We start from the raw sequence: 20,518 nt of genomic DNA, 5'->3' as shown, positions 1-20,518 counted from the left end.
CGGCTCATGTCACGAAGAAGATCCCGGCGTCGGTGCCGGCCGGCGTGTACTCGGCGAGCCGGGCCCGCAGGCCGTCCTCGCGCTGCGGCCGGTAAAGGTCGTGGAAGGCGCCCATCTCGGCGCCGTCGTCCGCGCCGCGCCGGATCCCCTCAGCGCAGCGATCGGACAACAGCGCGTACCAGGGCGTGCCGTAGCGCTGGGACGTGAACGACGGCTTGGTGTCCGTGCAGCGGTGGCGGCGCGGGGTGCGTGAGCCGGTGGGGACGGAGGAATAGCGCACGCAGCCGATGCCGCGCCGGGCCACGTGGAGCCGGCCCGTGAAGACGCTGTTCTCGGCGATCTTCACCGCGTGCGTGTGGATCTCGCCGATGACGGTGGTGCGGTGCAGGTGCAGCACGGCGTGGGCGTGGCGGCAGTCCGGGGCGGACAGGGCCTCGCGGTCGTCGGCGGTGGCGTCGAGGACGCTGTCCCGGATGTGGATGTCGAGGGGATCCTCGCTCACCTCGTCGCCGATGACCTCGATGGTGCCGAGGACGCTGTGCTCGATCTGGAGGCAGGCGGTGGTGCGGTCCAGGACGATGCTCGGCTCCTCGGGCGAGTGCGGATCGCACTCGGGCTCCAGGGACCAGCCGGGCACCAGCGTGCTGTGCCGTACGACGACGGCGCCCATCGCGCCGGTCACGTTGATGCCGCGTCCGGCGACCAGCAGTCCGTCGAGGACGACACGCGGCCGCTCGTGCGGAGCGCAGTCCTCGGACACCGCGCGGACGTTGAGCGCGTCGGGGCGGTTGCTGTACCAGTCGAGCAGGCGGATCACGGGACGTGTGCCCTCCGCCGCCCGCAGTTCGAGCCGGTCGCCCGGGTCGAGGTCGAAGTCCAGCTGCTCCTGGTAGGCGCCGCTGTGCGTGATCTCGATGATGCCGTCGGGCCCGGTGCGCCCGGCCCGGCGGTCGTGCTGCCAGGCCCGGTAGGCGTCCATGATCTGCCGGTACGGCTGTCCGGGCCCGACCCGGTAGAACTCGGCGTCGGGACGGGGCTCACGGTCGCGCTCGTACTCGCCGCCGCCCATGTCGGCCGCGAACGCGTAGTGGTAGTCCACCCATACGCCCTGCCGGGGCGCGGACCGCGAACCGAAGGCGATGCGGCCCAGCTCAGGGTCGACGGCCACTTGTCCGCGCTTGGGCCGGTAGCGCCAGTCCGACAGGTCGGCGACCACGATGTCCGAGGGCGGTACGGGGTTGTCCTCGCCGTCGCGCCGGATGACGAAGCTCTTGCCGGGGCCGTAGTAGTCGAGCAGCCGGTCGTGCAGGAGACGGCGGGTGATGAACGCCGGCACGTTGTCGACGGTGGCGATGTGTGTCGGCGAGGGCTCCGGGAACGGCTTGGTGGCCAGCGCGGTGTCGTTGCCGAGGATCGAGAAGGTGTAGAGGTTGCGGGCCCGGTCGATGCAGTAGGCCGGCGTCCGGGTCAGCGCGTACGCCTTCAGCCGCCATACGAACAGGGCGACACCGGCCGGGGTCCAGCCGCCCTGCCGGTGCCTTGACTCGGCGCGGCGGACGTCGGCCGTACGGGCGCTGTTCGCGAAGGGGCCGCCGCCGAGGGCGAGTTCGGCGCCGTCGCGCAGGTCGGTGAGCCGGCCGCGCTCGCCCCGGTGGGTGCCGGTGCCGTACAGCTTCACCGGCTGGGTGTGGGCCACCTGCCGGGACAGTTCGACGGCGCGCGCCGGCCAGGCCGCCACCTGCTCGGACAGTTCCTCCAGCAGGTGCAGGGTGCCCTTGCGGCGGCGGCTCGCGACCGTGGCGGCCACGTCCCGGCGCGGGGCGACGGCCTCGGCGAGGGCGGCCCGGCCGCCGTCGTGCAGGCCGGTGGTGAGGACGCGTTCGTAGCCGGGCAGGGTGCGGTAGCCGACGAGGTCGCCGAGGTACGGCAGCACCCAGGGGGCCGCCGTCTCCACGAACAGGTCCTCGTAGCCCTGCTGGACGCCGTCGCGGACGCGGTCGACCTGCTCGGCGATCACGGCGAGCAGCGCGCGCAGCGGCTCGCCCTCCTCGGCGTCGCGCAGCCGGTGCCAGCGGGGCAGCAGGTCGGCGAGCCCGTCCGGCTCCCTGGGCACCACCGGGGCCGGGGTCTCCAACTGGGGATCCGGGGACATCACTTGACCTCCGTCAGAATCAGGGTGTCCGCGGCCCGGGGCGACAGCAGCGCGAGCTGGGCCGGGCGGATGCCGCGGAAGACGTACACCGACCGGCCCCGGGGCAGGCGCCGGGTGTCGGTGATGTCGGGGTTGAGGCGCAGCAGTTCGGCGAGCGGGACGCCGTACTTCGCGCAGATCTCCGACAGCGTCTCGCCGTTCTCGGCGCGGACCGTGTGGATCTTCTCGTCGTACGTCGCCGCGTGCGCGGGGACGGACGCCTTGGGCGGGCCGGGCCGGGTGAGCAGCACGGTGAGCTCCTCCGGGGTGGCGGAGGCGGGCACGCCGGTGAAGACGTCGACGTCCACGTAGTCGACGCCCGGCACGGTGTGGGCGGTGGCCAGGACCTCGGAGAGGCGGGCGGGCCGGCCCAGCTCCCGGCCCTCGAAGCCGAGCCGGTTCAGCAGGGCCTGCCGCAGGCGCGGCTCCACGTGGTGCCAGGCGTGGTCGGGGGCCACCTTCACCTTGGCGGCGATCAGCAGCAGGACCAGTTCCCTGCCGTCGACGCGGACCGGGAGGTTGGGGTCGCCGTACTCGGTGAGGGCACCCCGCAGGGCGCGCAGGGTGTCCGAGTCGGGGGCGATGGGAACGTCGTCCGTGCCCGCGACCGTCACGTGCAGCACGCGCCGCCGCCCGTCGAAGAGTTCGCGTGCCGAGGCCCGGCCGATGCCGGCGCGGGAGCGGGCGAAGTCCTCGTAGTCGGACTCGGACACCAGCCGGTCCAGCGCCGAGACGGCCAGCGGGACCGTACGCCGCGTCAGGCCGGGACCGTCGGCGTCGGCACCGCCGGTGGCCGGACGCGGGTTGGTGACAGCGGTGACACCCAGCGGCCGGGTGAGGGGCTGGGTGACGCGGTCCGCGGGCACGTTGGCGGCCCTGCCGGTGCCGAAGCGGTAGCGGGCGCGGACGTTCTCGTGGCCGGAGGGCAGCCGGGCGCCGTGCACACCGTCGCCGAAGGTCACGGTCGTCCGGCCGTCGGCCGTGGCACCGCTGATGTAGACCCGCTCGGTCGGGCCGCGTCCGGCGAGACTGTCGACCTCGTGCCACAGCACGCCGTCGACGCGGATCTCCAGCACGGGGGTGGCGCCGAGGGGGTTGTCGTCGGCGAGCCAGGTCAGCGGGGACTGCCAGAGCGCGAAGGTCTGGTTGACGCGGTCCGAGTCCCCGCTGCCGATGGCCTCCTCGCGGCTCTCGCCGTGGGTGGCCTCGACGACGTTGCCCAGGATGCGGACCGTCTCACGACGGTAGCGGTGGGCGAGGTCGGCGGTGAGGGTGAGCCGCGTGTGGACGTGGTCGCCGGGGAGCTGAGGGTCGACCGCCGGGTCGGCGGCGGCGACGGTGACCACCTCGGTGGCCTTGACGCCGGCCGTGCCCGGGATGTCGCTGCGTTCGCCCGCCACCATGAGGGTGCGGCCGGGCCGCAGCCCCTCGTACAGCTCGGCGAGTTCGATCTCGTTGCCGTGCACATCCTCGCCGAGGGGCTCGTCGGCGAGACGCAGGGGCTCCCCGGCCGCGTGCACGGTGGTGTCGCGGATGTGCGACAGCAGGACGTCGAACTCGTCCAGCCAGGGGTCGGCGAGGGTGAGTTCGGTGCCGCGTCCGGTGATGCCGTAGTTGGTGTACGCGGCCGTGCGCGCGGCCACCACCTGGGTGGTGACGAACGCCAGCTTCGGATCGCCGGGCACACCGCCCTCGGCGCCCTTGGCGGGCCGCTGGATCGCCACCCAGCTGCCGACGGTGATGCCCTCGTGCACGGTGTCCAGCTGGAGCGTGCGGCGGTTGACCGGCTCCGGCTTGCTGGCGATGACGACCTCGACGCCCGGCTCGGCGCTGCCCGCCGTGTACTTGAGGCTGACCTCGTGGTCGCCGTGCGTGAACTGCTCACTGGCGCCCGGCCGCAGGGCGATCTGCTCGGAGGTGCCGTTGTGGACGCCGACGTGGACCAGGCCCTCGTCGTCGGGCCGGGACACGAAGAGCGTGCGCTCGGGCAGGGCGGACAGGAAGCGGGCCGTGACTCCGGGCTCCTGGGAGTCGGCGGGCCGTCGGTTCAGCCAGCTCAGGTCACGGTCCTGGCCGGAGCGCACGGACAGTTCGACCTGGCCGGGGCCGAGGGTGAAGGTGACCGGCTGGGCGACGGGCAGGTTCTCCGCGCGCTGGTCGGAGCTGCTGCCCTCGACGTACTGGAACTCGGCCCGCACCGGGGACTTGCCCGCCGTGTCGAAGACGACCCGCATGGTCGCCAGCACCGCGCCGGTCAGCGGCCAGTCGGCGGTACGGATGACCCGGCCCCGATCGTCCTGGACCGGCTTCAGCGGGGCCGTGGCACCGAAGGGGGCCGCGGAGACCCGCAGGGCGAGCAGCTCGCGCAGAAGCTGCGGGGTACCGGGGGCGGCGGCAGTGCGCCAGGCCGGATAGAGACTGCCGAGCCCGGGGTTGAGGGCGGACAGGAGCCGTGCGGTGTCCGTGCCGGGGAGCTGCCGCCCGGTGGTGCCACGGGGTGCGGGCGCGGGGGCGCGCAGAGCCGGAAGTACGACCCCCAGGGCTTCCAGAGCGGCAGCCCGCGCATCGCCCCCCAGGGGCGCGGGGAACTGCGCGACCAGCCCCAACGGCGCAGCAGACGGCCGCGCACCCACCACCACACCCTCCTCATCCGTACCCGTATCCGTCTGCGCAGGCGCCAACTCCAGCGCCCGCTCGGCAAGTTCGGCCAGCACCGCTTCCAACTGCTCGAACCACGCCGCCACCCCCTCATACGGAGCAGCCAGCACCTGCGCCTCACCGAGCCGGGCAAGAGGCTCGGCAAGCCGCGCCGCGAGCCGCTCGGGCGTCTTGATCTCCTCCAAGTCGTCACGGAGAGGTTCGAGAACCTGATCCTCGAAGTCCTCGATCATCCGGCTGACCGGCCGCGGGTTGGGAACCTCCGGCGTGGGCGGCTCCTCCCCCGGCTCTCCCGGCTGCGCGGGCGGAGCCGTCCAGCGCCGTACCTCATCGACGAGTTCCTTGAGCGTCGCCGGCGCCGACTTCGGCAGGGAGATCGCCGTGATCTCGTCGTCCCGGTCGACCCGCGTCCTCGCCACCGGCAGCAGCTTGCGCGCACCGCCCGCTCCCTCACCGAAGACGAACAGCAACTGGTCGCCGGTCTGGAGGGACAGCGCCGTGCCCTCGACGAAGAGTTCGGAGCGCTTCTCGAGGTCCTGCGGGGTGAGGAGCGAGGGACGGCGGCGGCGGACCTTCAGCTCGTTGAAGTCCCAGCGCGCCGTCAGGTCCCGGGCGGTCTCGAACGTCAGCGACGCCTCGTCGGCGTTCGCGGGGACGCTGTGGCTGCGCGCGCCGCGCGGGATCAGCACGTTCTGCGCCTCGGCGCGCGGGTCGCGTTCGAGGGTGTACGCCAGGTGCGTGGCGGCGGCGACGCCGGGACGCGGGCGGTGCCCGACGAGCCGGCCGAGCAGCACCAGGGAGCGGTGCTCGTCGGCGGTGCGGATGTAGGCCTCGTCGGCGATCCGCTCGGAGTGGAAGGTGAGCAGGTCGCCGAGGACGGCCGTGGCGTCGAGCAGGCCGATCGCCGGGTCGTCCGGGGTGCGGACGGTCAGGCGGTTCAGCGCCGGGTAGGCGGGCGAGGCGAGCCGGTCGAGCAGGGCGGCCAGGAAGGAGCCGTACTCGCCGACGCGGTAGTCCAGCGCGGTGCGGCCGGGCGGGTTGTGCGGCGGCGTAGGCGCGAGGCGCTCGTCGTGGCCGCCGCGGCAGGCGCCGCCGCAGCCGCAGTCGTCGGTCGCGGGGACCGGGTACGGGTCCGTCATCGGGCACCTCCCAGGGATATCGCCAGCAGGCCGTTCTCCGGCCGGTCCGGGTCGTTGTCGCAGATGGCGATCTCCAGCGGGCCGAGCCGCAGCACGCCGTCCTCCCTCTCTCCTCGGTCCTGTTCGGACAGCCGGCGAAGCCGGGTGACCTCGACGCTCTCCACCCCTGGCACGGCCGCGGCTACGGCGACCAGGCGGCTGAGCCGGACCGGTTCGCCGAAGGTCAGCGCGTCGGGGTGGAAGAAGCCGAGCCGTCCGCCGGGCAGCCGTCCGCTGCCGAGCACGCGGTACAGCTCGGCCAGGATCTGCCCGTGCTGGTGGCCGGGCTTGGCGCAGACGCTCAGCGCGATGTCGAGCGGCACCAGGCGGGCGGGCCCCACGACGAGGTCGTGGCCGATGCGCCGGTACGTCTCCAGGGCCTGGGCGACCGAGTCGAGCAGGCCCGGCGCCGGGTCGGCGGTGCCGTACGCGTCGATCGCGATGTGTGCTTCCTGGACGCTGCCGGTCCAGCGGATCTCGGCCGCCGCCCGCTGCACGCCCGGCAGGGCGCCCGCGAGGGCGGCATAGTCGTCGGCGGTGACCGCGCGCAGCCGGGTGCGGCGCAGGTCGAGCGGGGCGAGCTGGCGTACCTGCTCGACGGGTTCGGGCTGGATGCCGCCGGTGGCGGGCAGCGGGTTGCGCACCACGGCGGCCGGGGCGTCGCAGTCGCCCTGCACGACCAGGTGGTTGATGGCCTCGGCGCCGACGTTGCCCGCGGTGCCGCCGCCGAGCCGGTAGCGCAGCTCCAGGCGGGAGCCGGGCGTGGGCTTCGCGCCGTGGCGGCCGTCCCCGAAGCGCAGCGCGAGGCGGCCGTCGTCCTCCAGTTCGCCGACGAAGTGCCGCTCGCGCGGACCGCTGTCGAGCAGGTCGCGGCGCGGCATCCAGGTCTGGTCCCCGTCGTGCGGGCGTACGGCGGGCAGCGCCCGGCGCGGGTCCTGGGCGAGGGCGGCGGTCGCCGAGCCGCGCAGCACCGTCTCCTCGGGGTGGAGTCCGGTCGCGTAGGCCGGGCCCCAGGCGTGGGCGATCTCCCAGGCGATGTGCCCGTCGAGGACGGTTCCCGCCCGGGCCCGGGCGGTGAGGACCTCGACGCGTCGCAGCTTGGTGTCGAGCAACTGGTCGCTGCGGTAGAGCAGTTCGCGCAGGGCACGGACCGGGTGGCGGTGCAGTTCGAACCGCTCCAGCACGTTCAGGCCGTAGATCACCGCGAGTTCGGCGATCTCCTCCTGGCCGAGTCCGTCCCGGTCGCGGGCGCTGCGCCACAGTTCGACGAGGCGCTGCCGCACCCGGCCCGGGATGGCCGCGATCCGCTCTGCCTGCCCGGCGGCGACGGTGCCGGCGTCGGGGAAGGGCACCGCCTGGGTGACGGGCGTACGGCCGAGGACCGGGCGGAAGCGGGGCGCGATACCCGGGTAGACGGACTGGGCGAGCAGGGTGCGCAGGGCGGCGGCCTGGGCGTACGCGGTGCCGGGCACGACCTGTTCGTGCCGCTGCCCGGCGCTCTCCAGGCCGAGGCCCGCGCGGTTGGTCGCGGCCTCGCCGACGACGTCGAAGAGTTCGCGGACGTCGCCGGGTACGAGGGCCCGGCCCGACTCGGTCCGGTCCGTCAGGGCGTTGATGAGCCGTGCGGGGGCGTTGCCCTCCTCGGTGTCGTGGCAGCCGAAGGCGGGCGGGTCGCAGGGGGCGGTCACGGCGGGCACGGGCGGCACGGTGACCGTCTCGGGCAGGCCGGTGAGCGTCCGTCCGTGATCGGCGAGGACGACGTTGCCACGCGCGAGGGTGACGTCCTCGACGGGCAGGCAGTCGCGTCCGCCGCGGGTGGTGAGGCAGAGCGGGAAGCGCAGCGCGTCCTCGGCGGCCCAGGTGATCTCCAGGACCGGCTGGTCCTCGATCCGGTCGAGGCCGGGGGTGACGGAGGTGATCCGGACGGCCTGGCGGTGGGCGGGGTCGGCGTCGCCGGGGGTGCCGGTGCGCGGGCCCTTCACCTCCTCCAGGACGAGCACATCGCCCGGCCTGAGGGCCAGCCGGCGCTCGCGGCAGGTCTCCTGGTCCACCCAGGCGTCCCGCAGAGTGGCGGCGGTGGCGCCCCGCGGCAGGGTGCACACCTCGCCGCCCCAGGTCCACAGCCGGATGGCGTTGTGCGCGACCCGCAGCTCCAGCGGGTCGGTGGCGACGACCGGTTCGAAGACCTCCACCGAGCCGCGCTCGTCGAGATCGCCGAGGTCGGCCTCGTCGATCACCGTGCCCGGTTCGGGGCGGTCGTGCGGATCGAGGCTGCGTACGTCGACGGACGCGAAGCGGAAGGTGCCCGGGGCGAGCGTCCGGTCCTCCGCGGTCCGGACGGTGACGTAGGCGCGGGCGTTGCAGCCGTCGTGCATCGCGTAGTCGATGAGCTTGACGTGACGGCGTACGGAGACCCGGCGGCGGGCGGTGTCGAGGTAGGCCTCGGTGGCGACCGCGTCCTGGTGGTAGCTGATCTGGTCGCCGGTGTGGGCGAGGAGTTCGACGAGGGTCACGCCCAGGTCTGCGGGGTTGCGCTCGACCCAGTCGGGGGTGGTGAGCGCGAGCCGGTCCAGAAGCAGCTTGCGGATGGTCTCGTAGTCGCGGGCCGTGTAGTCGATGACGGGCGCGGCGGGGAAGTCCGTCTCCGGCCGGTGCTCGTCCTTGCAGTCGAAGGGGGTGGGGCAGTCGGGCCGGAAGGAGAACGTGGCGCTGTGGTAGCGCTGGTCGAAGCCTCGGTACGGCTCGGTGCCGGGCCGTCCGTACGGGTCGGTCTCGACGAGGGAGAGCCGGTAGCGGGAGGTGTCTCCGGCCCGGTCGAGGGTGACGTAGAGCCGGTCGTCGAGCTCCGGGTCCTCCTCGCGTTCGACGCTGACGTCGACGGCGGTGATACCGGTGACACGGCGGCCGCCGTCGATGCGGACGTTCTCGGGGCAGAGACCGTGCGGGGCCTTGCCGAGGAAGGTGACGGTGAGCAGCAGGCCGTCGTCGCCTGTCTCGACGGTGTCGACGCCGTTGAGCTGGGCGGCCCTCACCTTGGCGCGGCGGGACGCTGTGGTGCCGGTCGTCATGCGGCGGCCCTCCCTTCGAAGACGTCGTCGCGCCGGGCGCCGGTGGCCCGGACGGCGTACGACAGGAACACGCGGACGGAGTGGTCCTCGCTGACGATGTCGAGGGCCGTGATCTCGATGAGGTCGCCGAGCCAGCGCTGCAGCGCGGCCTGCACGGAGAGTTCGAGGGTGCTGATCAGCTCGGGGCTGTTCGGCGCGAACACCAGGTCGAGCAGTCCGCAGCCGAAGTCGGGGCGCATCACGCGCTCGCCGGGGCTGGTGAACAGCAGCTGCTCGATCAGGTCGTGGACGTGCTCGCCGTGGCCGGCGTGGGCGGTGCGGCCGCGGCGGTCGGCGCGGAAGGGGAACGCGACATCGCTGCGCGGGCCCCTGGCGCCCACGGGAGCGGTGGCGTTGCCGGGATTCATCGGGCTCGTCGAACTCATCGGACGGTGACCTTTCGCTGCGCGGCCTGGACGACGGGCGGCCCCTGCGGGACGAAGGCCGCGCTGAAGCACTGGGCCGCGGAGGTGTCGAGCAGCACGGGCGCGCCGTCGACCGTGATGCCGGTGGAGTCGGCGGTCCAGCGGACCGTGACGCACGGCGAGGGCACCCGGTCGACGGTGTGCGGGCAGCCGGTGACCACGTAGGAGTGCGCGGCCGTGGCGACGGCGGCACCCGCGACGCGGACGCCGCCGGAGGGCGGGGTGGCCGCGGTGACGCGCCCGCCGTGCGGGCAGCCGAGCACGGTGCCGGCGTCGAGAAGTCTTCTGGTCGTTCCTGTCACTTGCTGGGTCCCCCGTCGTCTATCGCTTCGAGAGCACGGTCAACTGGCCCTCGTTGATCGTCACTTCACGTCCGCGCAGCACGACCTCGGCACCCGCGCCGGTCGCGATGACCACGGCCTCTTTGGTGATGCGGATGTAGGCGCCGCCCTGGGCCTGCAGGAGGATCCCCTGCTCGGCGCCGGGGGTGTCGTTCATGACGAGCTTGTGCGCCTGCGGTGTCTGCACGACGACCGGCTTGCTCGGCGAGTTCGCCTGGAGCTCGCGGCGCGCGTCGGGCGGCAGTTCCTCGGCGGCGCCGTACCAGCACCCCGTCCACACCGGGAAGCTCGGGTCCCCCTGCTCGAACTCCACCCACACGCCCGCGCCGGGCGGCGGCACCACGAACTGCCCGGACTCCGGCCCGGTGAACGGCAGGCAGGGCAGCGCCCAGGTCGACGGCTCGTCGCCGAGCACGTCGGGGACCTCGACGGTGACGCGGCCGATGCGCAGCGGGTCGTTGTTGTCGACGACCCGGCCACGGAATTTGCCGAGGTAGCGATTGCTGGGTGCCGCCATGGTGGAGGTGCTCCTGGTTGAAGGTCTTGGGGGTGGGTTACGGCCGGACGTAGTCGCTGCGGGCTTCGAGCCCTTCCCTGGAGAGGGTGAAGTTCTGCTGGTACGAGCCCGGCCGCAGGTTGTGCGTGACGGACTTGACGTAGTAGTCGCCGTCGTAGGCACGTCCGGCGCCCCGTACGCCGACGAGCTGGCGCGGCTGGAGGATGTAGCCGTGGCGGTTGACGTCGAGGGAGCCGGAGCCGGAGACGACGTCGGCGGAGACGGCCGCGCGGGCGAGCAGTTCGGCCTCGGCCTGCTCGCGCTGCTGCTTGGCGGTGCCGGACAGCGTCTTGCGCTTCAGGGCCGGGGTGGGGCGCCTGCCGAGGGGCGGGCGCAGCGGGCTGATCGGCGGTTGCGGCAGCAGGGTGGACTGCCGGGTGCCGGGGTCCTGCCAGCGTGCCTGCGGCTCTTCCCTGGCCGTCCCGTCGTAGGCGAACGTCAGCTGGTCGACGGTGGACTGGGCGTCCATGTTGACGTTGAGGGCGTGCTGGCGGATGCCGAGCCGGACCTCCGGGCCCCAACGGGCGGACGACTGGCCCGGGTTGGGGCCGGGCTCCAGGTAGAAGGTGTAGCCGTTGGCGCGGGCCAGCTCGGTGACGTACTGGAGGTCGGTGCCGGTCTGGTAGTGCACGCGCAGGTCCTGGTGCGGGGGCTGGGCGACCTTCTCGGTGTAGACGTCGGGCCGGATGCCGTAGTCGGAGTAGCGGCGCAGGATGGCGAGGGCCCGCTCGGAGGGCGGCAGGTTGGGGTAGCGGGCGGTGCGCTCCTCCAGGTCCATCAGCAGGGTGAGGTCCTCGCCGGTGACGGTGAGGGTGGAGTGGCCGGGCCGGTTGCTGGCACCGACCTCCTGCCGTACGACGAGCCCGTCGAAGAGCACGGCGGCCGTGCCCCGCACATTGACGGTGACGATGAGCCTGGTCTTCGGATCGAAGTACCCCTCGGGCAGCAGCCGGCGGCTGATGATGCCGTTCTTGGTGAGGTCGAAGGCGAGCTGGAAGCCGCTGCGCTCGCCCGCGGTGGCGGTGATCTGCGCGGAGAGCAGGGCCTCGGTGACCTCGGCGGGCACGGGGCGGGCGAGCTTGGGCCCCATGAGGAGGGTGATGTGCACGGGGCCCTGCCCCACGGGCAGGTCAAACACGCCGGTCCCCCTGCGGGAAGCCACCGGCGGTCGGTATGCCGATGATCCGCCCGGCCTCGTCCGTCAACTCGCGTGGATCGAGTACGGGGTTGGCGTCGGCGATCTGCCACCACTGCCCGGGATCGCCGAAGTACCGCTGGGCGAGCAGGTCGGGCCGCTCCCCCGCGCCGACGACATGGGGCTGGGTCTCCTGGTCGCCGCCGCCGTCGAGGGGCGGCAGCAACCGGCGCCTGGTGTACCGGACCTCGCTCCCGTCGGGGCGGCGGTGCACCCCGATCTCGGCGTCGTGGTACCGGCTGGTGCGCGGATAGGGATGAGCGCCGGGTATGGCGTCCAGGGCGCTCTCGTACGGTTCGATGTCGGCCATGGTGTGGCTCAGCCCCTCCTGATCGATGCGCTCGCCGCTGCTCCGATGCCGCCGCCGAGCCCCAGCGCGCCGAGGCTGCCGCCCCTTGCCGCCGCGGCCAGCCGCTCCTTCTGCGCGAGGTGTGCCATGTACAGATCGGCGCCGCGGTGCCCGGCGGGCAGATCGCTGACGGTGAGGATCTTCATGCCGATGCTGAGGGAGGCGCGGATGGGATTGAGGTTCACGTCGAAGGCGGACTCGTTCACGGACAACTCCGTCAACCGCACGGGCATGACCCGCTTGCTCCCCCACGTGAACAGCGTCAGGGGCATCTCGATCGGGCTGATCTCGATGGCACCCTTCTGCGACAGCTTGCTCGCGGCGCGCAGTTGCGCGGTGGTCGGCTGTACGAGCATCTCCAGCGTGGCGAGCTGGGGATGGATCCCGTCGGGCGCCGCGATCTCGAACTGGTCGGTCGCGTCGATCTCGGCGGTGAACTTCCAGGTCTCCTGCGCGGGCCCCTTGAGCCGCAACGCCTCGTTCCGGTCCCCACTGCCGGTCCCCCCGCCTCCGGCGTCCCCGCTGTCACCCGCCGACTGGGGGCTCACGCTGCGTTCGAGGGTGTCCGGGTTGAACTGCAGCACGATGATGCGCTGGGGGGTGCCGGTGTCGGGGTTGACCACGACGATGCCGGAGCGGATGGGCTTGGGGATGTCGGCGTAGCGGGTCACAGGCGGGCCTCCAGACGGGCCCGCAGGTGGTCGTAGTCGTGCCCGGGAAAGAGGTCGGGGAAGATCAGCAGCATGTTCTGAATGCTCTCCACCGCACCCTGGAAATCGATGTCGCGCATCGAGACGTCGGTGAAGAGGTACTGCCATCCGTACGTACCCTTGGTGACCAGGAGAGTCTCCAGGTACTCGGGGTATCCGAGATCCATGCGGAAGACGCCACGAGTGGGGTGGCAGTACCAGACCTCGGGCTGGCTCATCCCCGGGTCGATGCGCAGGGCGGACAGGGTGCCCGCCCCGCCACGAGGCTGCTCATCGAAGGCACGGAGTTCGCTGTAGAGCTTCCGCTGCTGGTCAGTGGGCTCGTCCACAGCGGGTTCAACTCCGGTGGTGAGCATGGCGGCAGCCAGGTGACGGACAGAGAACTCTCCTGTCAGATACACCTCGGACCGCTCGACGGCCCAGTGGCTTGACAGGCCTTCGAATCGAAGAAAGCTGCTGTGTAGCGACGGGTCCAGGACTACGCCTTCTTCATCTGCAATCAATTCGAAGGCTTCGGTGGCATCGCCGATCTCCTCTTCGACGGGCCCCCGCTCTTCGTACAGGACTTCCACATCGGAGGCGTCCCGCAACTCGTCAAGCATGGACAAAAAGCGCCGCTCGTACTCACTCAGGTCGGGCACAGGGTTTCTCCGGGGTCAGTTGTAACGAAGTTCGTTCTGCCTGGCTGCAAGCTTGGCCAGGTCTGCCTGGAAGGTGGTGAGCTGCCCCGCGGGCAGCTTCCTCTTGTATTTGGTCATCCTCAGCCGGAGAGAGACGAAGTCCCGGTATGGCCCCTGCAAGACGACAGCCTTAGCGAAGACGGGGGTCACCTTGAACTCGCGGACCATTTTCGCCGGGCTTCGGCCATTGATGTTGAAGTGTGTGTACCGGCCCGGCTTTTCGACGTTGTCCCGCTCGTAGGACATCTCCGTGGGCTTCCTGACCCAGCGCTTGCCCTTGGGCTCGTAGCCACCCCATTTCATGCCGATCGATTTCGGATACCCGTAATCCGAGTTTGTCCGGTCGTCCGAGTGGAAGGCGACGGCCACCTGATACCAGATCATGTCCTCGGTCTTGTTGACCGCTACGGCCCTGTGCGCGGGCCCCTCCAACCTGTAATGGAATTTGGTGTTCACCTCGGAACCCGGTGCAGGGACCAGGTTGGAGCCCTTGGCCGGGCCCGCGAGCCGTTCGGTCAGCAGGTGCATGCGCACCCACGTCGTATCCGTACTGGGGAGTGTGTCCCATCCGATCGGGTTGCCGGGTCGCGCCAGTGTGGAGACCTGACCGCGAGGAATCTTCTTGTTGATCCCCGTGGCCTCGAAACCGCGAGCCCGTATCCCGTCCTGGAATTCCGGGATGATAGTGGGGAGGAGCGGCGGCTTGGGCTCGTCGGACTCTCGGTACTCGAGCAGTGTGGCGAGACGCTTCAACTCGTCGTGCAGTCGATCTCGTGCTGCGAGTGCCTGTTGGTAGTTCGCGTTGGTCACACGCACGGGAAGCCCTCGCTGATCGGCGTTCACCTCGCGAAGGGCTCCCTCCGCCTGGTGGTGAATCGCATCTTGCATACGGCCCTGCGAAGTGTCCTTGATCGGCTCGATGTCCGCTTCCCATGAATCCAAGTAGCGGCGGATCTGCCTCGGGTCGCTGCGGACCACCAAGTCGGCACCCCGACCACGGCCTTGATACATCAAGGTATGTGCTTCGCCGTCCCTGGCGCGGAAGTGCACCCTGGGCATGTTGTATTGACGCGTCGGGTCCTTCTCCTGCTCGCTCTCCCTCTCGCGTCGGCGATCGCGATCTCCTGCTCGGTTCTTGACGCGCTCATTCCGACGCCGCCATTGGTCGCGCAACTTCCGCAGCCGGTCGTTCACGCGGTTGCCGAACCTGCGGCGGGACTTGCCGAAAAGCTTGCCGGCTGCCCGGCGGGCCCTCTTGACCGCCGACTTGATGGTCTGGCGGGCGCGTCGGAGTGGGCGGCGGCGGGGGCGGTCCTTGTCGGTGTCGCGGCGCTTGTCGTCGTCACGGCGGCGGTCGTTGGGGCGGTCTTCGTCGCGACGGCGGTCGTCGTCCCGTCGGCGGTCGTTCCTGCGGTCGTCGTCATGCCGGCGGTCGTCCGTACGACGGCCGCCCGGACGAGTGTCCTTCGGGTCGCGGTCGCTGTCGTTCCGGTCGCGGCGGCGGTCCGGGCGGACCGAGTCGCGGGCCGGGCCTCGGCGGGACGGCGTGCCGGGGCGGTCGTCCCTGTCGTCGTCCTTCATCCTGCGGTCCGCGTCCCGCATGCGCTTGCGGGCCGCGTTCACCTCGCGCCCCTCGTCGCGGCGTTCGTCGTCGTCGCGGCGCTTCTTCGGGCGGGTGGTGTGGGCCGGGCGGCGCTTCTTCTCCGGGGCGGAGCGCTTGCCGGGGCGGGGCTTCGGCGAGGGGCGGGACGTCTTGTCCGGGGACGGCTTCCGCGGGGGCGACGGGCGGTCGGCGGGCCTGTCGTCCGTGCGGTCCGCGGGGCGGTCGTCCGTGCGGTCCGGGGACGGGGTGCGGTCGTCCTTGGGCTTGGTGGGGGCGTCCGGCGGGGACGGGGCGTCGGACGGGCCCGGCTTGTTCTTCTTCGTGCGGAGGTTCTTGAGCATGTCGCCGAGCCGTTCGGCGACCTTGCCCATGAAGCGGCCGACGCCTTCGATGAGGAACTCGTAGACCAGTTCCAGTAGGGCCACGACCCCGGCCGCGACCGCCTTGGCGAACGGCAGCGCGCCGTTGCCGCTCTTGACCGACTTCAGGAAGTCCATGAACAGGCCGAAGGCGGCGAGGATCTCGCTGAGGGCGCCCCACGCGGTCTGGAGGGCGTCGATGACGGCCATGACCCAGCCGGCGCCGGGGATGAGCTTGGCGACGACCTTCTCGACGACCATGACGCCGATGATGACCGGGAGTTGGGGAAGGGCCTCGTCCCAGGCCATCTGCGCCATCTGCTCGACGGTGACACCGCCGGAGATCAGCTCCTGGAAGTCCTCCATCGGGATGCCGATGATCTCCTGGACCTTCTGGTTGAACCAGGCCCTGACCGCGGTCTTGATCTCCTCGAAGAGGTGTTCCTTGGCGCCCGTCTCCGCGGCGGCACCGGCCTTGCTGATCCAGTCGCCCGGGTCGGAGACGATGTCGTTGAAGATGGCCGCCCACTCACCGAGCGCGGCAACGGCCGCGGCACCGAACTCCAGCGCCCCGACGGTGACCGTCTCGGCGATGTCGACCGCCGCCAGCAGGCCGCCCTCCAGGGCGTCGAGCCCGGCCAGGAGCGCGCCGCACAGGCCGTCGAGGAGCTTGCCGGCGACCTCCTTGAGCGCGTCGGCGAACTCGTTGACCTTCTGTACCGCCCAGTCGCGCGCGCCGTCGATCGTGTTGCGCCACTTGTCGCGCATCGCCGGGTAGTCGGCGAGGAGCTCGTCACCGAGGGCGATCAGCGCGTCGGCGAAGGTGTTGATCTGGTCGATGACCCAGTTGCGGGCGTCGTCGATGAGCTTGAAGACCTGCTGCTTGAACTTGTCGATGAGGTCGGTGACGACCTGACGGGCCTTCTCGAAGACGCTCTTGATGGCGTTCTTGAGCTTCTCGAAGAACTCCTTGAGCTTCTCGATGGCCTCTTCGAGCCAGTTGTCGGCGTCGTCCTTGCCGTCCTCCTGCTTCTTCTCCGCCTCCTTCTCGGCGCCCGTCTGCTCGTCGTCGATCTTCTTGTTGTCGTCCTCGGTCCGCTTGTCGACGTCCTTGTCGGTGTCCTCCTCCTTCTTCTTGATGTCGTCGCGGACCTTGTCGTACTTCTTGCCCTTCTTGCCGTCGATCTCCGAGACCTTGTCGTCCTGCTCCCCTCGCCACCGGTCTCGTGAGTCGGCGATGTCGGAACGGCCCTTGTCACGGGCGTCGGACTGCTTCTTTCCGCTGGCCGTGACCTCCTTCTGGAGGTCCTGGTCGTGCTGCTTGCGGTCGTCCGCCGCCTTCTTGTCCTTGGCCTGGCGCTCCTGCCCCATCTTGTCCCGGCCCTGGGAGAAGCCGGCCTGGATCTGCGGGCCCCGGTCGTGCTCGGCGACCGCGGAGGCGGACTCGATCGGCACACCGCCGCCCGACACCGACCGTGCGCCGCCGCCCTTCGCCGTCTTCTTCCCGCCGGCCACCTTGCCGGTCAGGGTCTCCTTGGGCACATCGGGATAGATCTGGTCCTCGCCCATCGGGCGGGCCGCGTCGTCACGTCCCGACTGGTGCAGCTCGTTCTTCCGCTCGTCGAGCTTGCGGCCCTGCTCGTCGGTGCGCTGCGGGTCCGAGTCGTTCTCCAGCGGAAGCCTCGGGGCGTCGCCCACGCGGGCGTTCTTCAGCCCCTCGTCCTGGGTCGGCAGCCCCAGGATGGAGTCGATCAGGTCGTCGAGCGGGAGGATCTCCTTCAGCAGCTTGCCGAACAGCTGGGCGCCGATGGTGACGGCGATGTCCCACCAGCTCGGCTCCGGCACGTTCGCGCCCGGGACGTCGCCTTCCGGCTTCTGCTCGCCCTTGATCTCGGGCGTCTTGCCCTGAGCCGCGTCCGTACGGGCGACCTTGGCGTTCGTGTACGTGCCCGGGGCCGCCGCCCGCGGGCCGCCGGGGACGGTACGCGGGGAGCCGGAGGGCCGCTGCGTCTTCGGCGGTGCCTTGAGCAGGGTGGTGCGTTCCTTGTCGACCGAGCGGCCGACCGCGCTGCCGACGCCCTTGAGCGTTTCCAGGGCCTGGTGCGGCTTCAGCCCCGCGGCCGTCGACAGACCGGACTCGGGGGTGGCGTTGGAGACGTCCGGCGGCGGGGTCTCCTTCTTGGCCTTGGCTTTGGATCCGCCGGACGCGGCGGAGCGGCCACCGCCACCGCGGCCGCCGGAGCGTACGGGTGCGGGGGACGCGGACTTACGGCCGCCGCCTCCGCCCCCTCCGCCGCCGCGGCGCGACGCGGTCTTCGCGGCCTTGCGTGCGGCCTGGCGCTTGCTGCCCGCCGGGCGGGAGCGCGAGCTGGTGGAGCCGCCGGATGATCCGGTGGGGGCCGCGGACTCGGCGGCCTTGGGAGTGTTGGTCCTGGGCTGCGGTCCCGCGGCCATGGGCGAAGGGCCGTTGCCCGGTGCCAGTTTCGGCGCGCTCGAGGGCCCCGGGGTGGAGACCTTGTCCGGCCCGCTCTCGGGGCCGGGAGTGGTGGCCGGGCCCTTGCCTTCGGAGGTCTCCTGGCCACCGGGGGACGTGTCGGGTGCGGGAGCCGTGGTCCCCTGGTCGTCTGCGGTGTCGCGTGCGCCGCTCGTGCCGCCCGCTTCGCGCCCGCCCTCGGACTTGTCGGCCTGCTTGTCCTTGCCCTTGTCCGCTCCGGAGTCCGCCTCCTTGCCGCCACTGCGGTCGGGGGTTCCGGCTTCAGGCTTCCGGGCGCTCTGGGCGGTCTCGCCCGCGCCGTCCCTCTGCGCCCCGGTGCTCGACGGTGCACCGGCACCCTGCGTACGGGCGTCCTCGCCCGACTTGGCCAACTGGTCCGGCGCGGCGGTCTCACCGGGCCCCGCGGCCGCACCGGCCGCCGCGGCGTCCGAGGTCCGGGCCTCCTCGTCGCGCCGTGCGGCCTCGGCGTCCTCCCGGCGTTCGTCCGACTGCTTCCGGTCCCGGTCCGTCCCGGCGGTGTCCGCCGTCGAGGCCGCACCCGGAGACGCCGTACCGAGGGCGCCGCCGATTCCGGACGCGTCGCTCTGCTGCGCGTTGGCCGTACCGCTCAGGAGGTCCTCGAAGGACTCGCCGCCGCTGCCTTCCTCCTCCTCGGAGCGCGCCGCGGCGTCCCGGGACGTGTTACCGGGCGTGGCCTCCTGCGCTGCCGTGTCCGGCGTCGGGGCTTCGGAGGCTGACGACAGGCTGGGCAGCGGGGCCGTACCCTTCCGTCGCTCCTCGGCGAGGCCCGGGTTCCTCGCCGCGTCCGTGTATCCGACCAGGTCGGCATCGGGCACGGGCTGCGCGGCCGCCCCGGCCGTGTCGTCACCCGCCTCCCGTTCCGTCTCGTCCTGCGCGGGTTCCGCGTCCAGGCCCAACGGCTCGTCGTCGCCGTCCTGTTCGTTCTCCGGGTCGCCCACGGAACGGGCCGTTCCGGTGTCCCCGCCGGTCCGGGACTTCTCCCCGGGCTCTGCGCCGCTGCGGTCGACGGTGCCCGGGGCGGGGGCCTGGCGGCGGGTCGCCTCGGACGCGCCCCCGTCCTCGCGCCGCTCCTGCTCGCCGGCCTGCTTCTCGGGCTCCTGGGCCGCCTCGTCCTCGGGGCCGCCCCGGTCCTCCTCGGCGTCGCGCTCGTCCTGCTTGTCCTGGTCCTGCTGGTCGCGTTCGGTGTCCGAGGCGTCCTTGCGTTCGTCGGCGGCGTCCTTCTCGGCGTCCCGTCCGGAGGCGTCCTTCTCCCCCTGCCGATCCTGCGAGCGCTCCTGCTCCTCCTGGGCCCCCTCCTGCCGCCGCCCGGCCGAACCGGCGCCGCCCTGGGCGGGCTCCTGGGCGTTCTCCTGGCCGGCGTCGCCGGAGGCGGATCCTCCGTCCTGGTTCCCGGCGTCCTCCTCCCGGTCGCCACCGGGCGCGGGCCGGCCGTCCTTCGCTTCCCCGCCGGGCTTGCCGGGCTCGTTCGGCCCTACGTCCTGGCCGGGGGCGGCATCGGTTTCGGAGTCCTCGCGAGCGCGCTCCTCCTCGATCTCCTCCGCCGCACCGGGTACGGCCAGGGGAGCCGCGGCGGCCTCCATCGGCAGCGGGCCCGACCGCTCCGTCTCCTCCACGCCCTCCAGCAGCCGGTCGACGACGGGCACGGGCAGCCGCAGTTCCAGTCGGTCCAGGACGCTGTCCTGCACCTCGGGCGCCATGCGGGCCAGCTGGATCCGGACGCGGCCCGACCGGTCCTCCGGGTCGCCGCGCAGGGAACGCAGAAGGCCGTTGGCGAGGCGGTCGACGAGGGTCGCGGGGTCCAGTTGCTCCGTGCGGCGGCGGTCGGCGTCGACGGTCGCGTAGCGGAGCCAGCCGGGGGTGGCCTGTGCCTGGTCGAGGTCCGCGGCCGCGTCCGGCCCGGGTTCCGTGCCCCGTACCAGCTCCTGCGCGGCCGACTCGGCCTCCCGTTCGATGGCCTGCTGCGGCAGGCTCACCGCGCCCAGGTCGCGGCCTGCGCGCAGGGTGCCGAGCCCGTGCGGGTTCTGGACGGTGTGCAGCAACTCGTGGGCGAGCAGCCGGCGGCCCTCGTCGGTGCCCGGCCGGTACGCCCCCTCGCCGAAGAAGATGTCCTGGCCGACGGCGACCGCGTCCGCGCCGAGCAGGTCCGCGAGCTGACCGGCGTCCCGGCCGGTGTGCAGGCGTACGCGGCTCAGATCGTGCCCGAGGCGCTCCTCCAGCTCCCGTCGTACGCCCGGATCGAGCGGCTGGCCCGCGCCGCTGACGATGTTCTTCGGCTCGGGGGCGCGGGACGTGGCCGCGCGCTCCTTGCGCTTGCGGCGGCGCTGCTCGGCGGACTGCTCGGAACGGCTGTCCTGGGTCGGTGAGTTACTCATGACGTCACCTCCCCGCGGCCGCACAGGCCTTCGTGCACCGCGCGCGCCAGTTCCTGCCCGAGGCGGCGGGCGGACAGGCCGGCGGGCAGCGGGGGCAGGCCGGACAGGACGTCGGCCGTCCAAGGACCGTCGGCGGGCACGCCGCGCTCGCGGACCAGCCGGGTCAGCTCGTCCTCGAAGGCGGCCGAGACCCGGTCGGGGTCCGCGCGGAATCCGTCGAGGACCAGCTCGCCTATCTCCACACGGATCTCGCGCGGCGCCGGTGTCGCACCCACCCGC

Annotated in this window: 12 protein-coding genes; all 12 read right to left on the bottom strand. The window is 72.2% G+C overall.

Features of this window, described 5'->3' with window-relative positions; all coding sequences use genetic code 11:
* Positions 1 to 4: 4 nt before the first annotated feature.
* Genes ACFT32_RS09975 through ACFT32_RS09920 form a run of 12 tightly spaced genes read right to left on the bottom strand, consistent with a single transcriptional unit; the run spans position 5 to position 20,514 of the window.
* The gene (locus tag ACFT32_RS09975) at positions 5 to 2,152 is read right to left on the bottom strand and encodes a hypothetical protein (RefSeq protein WP_382487762.1); all 2,148 of its coding nucleotides are present in this window, start codon (positions 2,150 to 2,152) and stop codon (positions 5 to 7) included.
* Positions 2,152 to 5,988, bottom strand: a complete 3,837-nt coding sequence (locus ACFT32_RS09970; RefSeq protein ID WP_382487760.1) for a putative baseplate assembly protein — start codon at positions 5,986 to 5,988, stop codon at positions 2,152 to 2,154. The genes ACFT32_RS09975 and ACFT32_RS09970 overlap by 1 nt, the downstream gene beginning before the upstream one ends.
* Positions 5,985 to 9,095, bottom strand: a complete 3,111-nt coding sequence (locus ACFT32_RS09965; protein ID WP_382487758.1) for a putative baseplate assembly protein — start codon at positions 9,093 to 9,095, stop codon at positions 5,985 to 5,987. Before ACFT32_RS09965 ends, ACFT32_RS09970 begins: the two co-directional genes overlap by 4 nt.
* Entirely contained in the window at positions 9,092 to 9,502 is a 411-nt protein-coding gene (locus ACFT32_RS09960) for a GPW/gp25 family protein (RefSeq protein WP_382488842.1), read from the bottom strand. Before ACFT32_RS09960 ends, ACFT32_RS09965 begins: the two co-directional genes overlap by 4 nt.
* A 14-nt stretch (positions 9,503 to 9,516) precedes the next feature.
* On the bottom strand, positions 9,517 to 9,861 hold the full coding sequence (locus ACFT32_RS09955; RefSeq protein ID WP_382487757.1) for a hypothetical protein: 345 nt from the start codon (positions 9,859 to 9,861) through the stop codon (positions 9,517 to 9,519).
* 19 nt (positions 9,862 to 9,880) lie between these two features.
* Positions 9,881 to 10,417 (bottom strand): phage baseplate assembly protein V, encoded by a 537-nt coding sequence (locus tag ACFT32_RS09950; protein WP_193483451.1) that lies wholly within the window; start codon positions 10,415 to 10,417, stop codon positions 9,881 to 9,883.
* A gap of 37 nt (positions 10,418 to 10,454) precedes the next feature.
* Positions 10,455 to 11,594 carry a hypothetical protein gene (locus tag ACFT32_RS09945; RefSeq protein WP_382487755.1) on the bottom strand — a complete coding sequence of 380 codons (1,140 nt, stop codon included), beginning with the start codon at positions 11,592 to 11,594 and terminating at the stop codon, positions 10,455 to 10,457.
* Positions 11,587 to 11,961 carry a hypothetical protein gene (locus ACFT32_RS09940; RefSeq protein WP_382487753.1) on the bottom strand — a complete coding sequence of 125 codons (375 nt, stop codon included), beginning with the start codon at positions 11,959 to 11,961 and terminating at the stop codon, positions 11,587 to 11,589. The genes ACFT32_RS09945 and ACFT32_RS09940 overlap by 8 nt, the downstream gene beginning before the upstream one ends.
* 8 nt (positions 11,962 to 11,969) lie before the next feature.
* The gene (locus ACFT32_RS09935) at positions 11,970 to 12,671 is read right to left on the bottom strand and encodes a hypothetical protein (protein WP_382487751.1); all 702 of its coding nucleotides are present in this window, start codon (positions 12,669 to 12,671) and stop codon (positions 11,970 to 11,972) included.
* The gene (locus tag ACFT32_RS09930; protein WP_382487749.1) at positions 12,668 to 13,351 is read right to left on the bottom strand and encodes a hypothetical protein; all 684 of its coding nucleotides are present in this window, start codon (positions 13,349 to 13,351) and stop codon (positions 12,668 to 12,670) included. Before ACFT32_RS09930 ends, ACFT32_RS09935 begins: the two co-directional genes overlap by 4 nt.
* A 15-nt stretch (positions 13,352 to 13,366) precedes the next feature.
* Positions 13,367 to 20,239: a DUF4157 domain-containing protein gene (locus ACFT32_RS09925; protein WP_382487747.1), complete on the bottom strand. Its 6,873-nt coding sequence runs from the start codon at positions 20,237 to 20,239 to the stop codon at positions 13,367 to 13,369.
* Positions 20,236 to 20,514, bottom strand: a complete 279-nt coding sequence (locus ACFT32_RS09920; RefSeq protein ID WP_382487746.1) for a hypothetical protein — start codon at positions 20,512 to 20,514, stop codon at positions 20,236 to 20,238. The genes ACFT32_RS09925 and ACFT32_RS09920 overlap by 4 nt, the downstream gene beginning before the upstream one ends.
* Positions 20,515 to 20,518 lie beyond the last annotated feature (4 nt).

It is taken from the genome of Streptomyces sp. NPDC057002, assembly GCF_042673825.1.
In the GTDB taxonomy this organism is placed as follows: domain Bacteria; phylum Actinomycetota; class Actinomycetes; order Streptomycetales; family Streptomycetaceae; genus Streptomyces.
The sequence above is the reverse complement of the archived record's forward strand: the minus strand, read 5'-3'. Positions and strand labels throughout refer to the sequence as shown.

Excerpts from the sequence above, each read along its gene's own strand:
- ACFT32_RS09975 (WP_382487762.1), bottom strand. The coding sequence starts at position 2,152 with ATGTCCCCGGATCCCCAGTTGGAGACCCCGGCCCCGGTGGTGCCCAGG.
- ACFT32_RS09970 (WP_382487760.1), bottom strand. The coding sequence starts at position 5,988 with ATGACGGACCCGTACCCGGTCCCCGCGACCGACGACTGCGGCTGCGGC.
- ACFT32_RS09965 (WP_382487758.1), bottom strand. The coding sequence starts at position 9,095 with ATGACGACCGGCACCACAGCGTCCCGCCGCGCCAAGGTGAGGGCCGCC.
- ACFT32_RS09960 (WP_382488842.1), bottom strand. The coding sequence starts at position 9,502 with ATGAATCCCGGCAACGCCACCGCTCCCGTGGGCGCCAGGGGCCCGCGC.
- ACFT32_RS09950 (WP_193483451.1), bottom strand. The coding sequence starts at position 10,417 with ATGGCGGCACCCAGCAATCGCTACCTCGGCAAATTCCGTGGCCGGGTC.
- ACFT32_RS09940 (WP_382487753.1), bottom strand. The coding sequence starts at position 11,961 with ATGGCCGACATCGAACCGTACGAGAGCGCCCTGGACGCCATACCCGGC.
- ACFT32_RS09925 (WP_382487747.1), bottom strand. The coding sequence starts at position 20,239 with ATGAGTAACTCACCGACCCAGGACAGCCGTTCCGAGCAGTCCGCCGAG.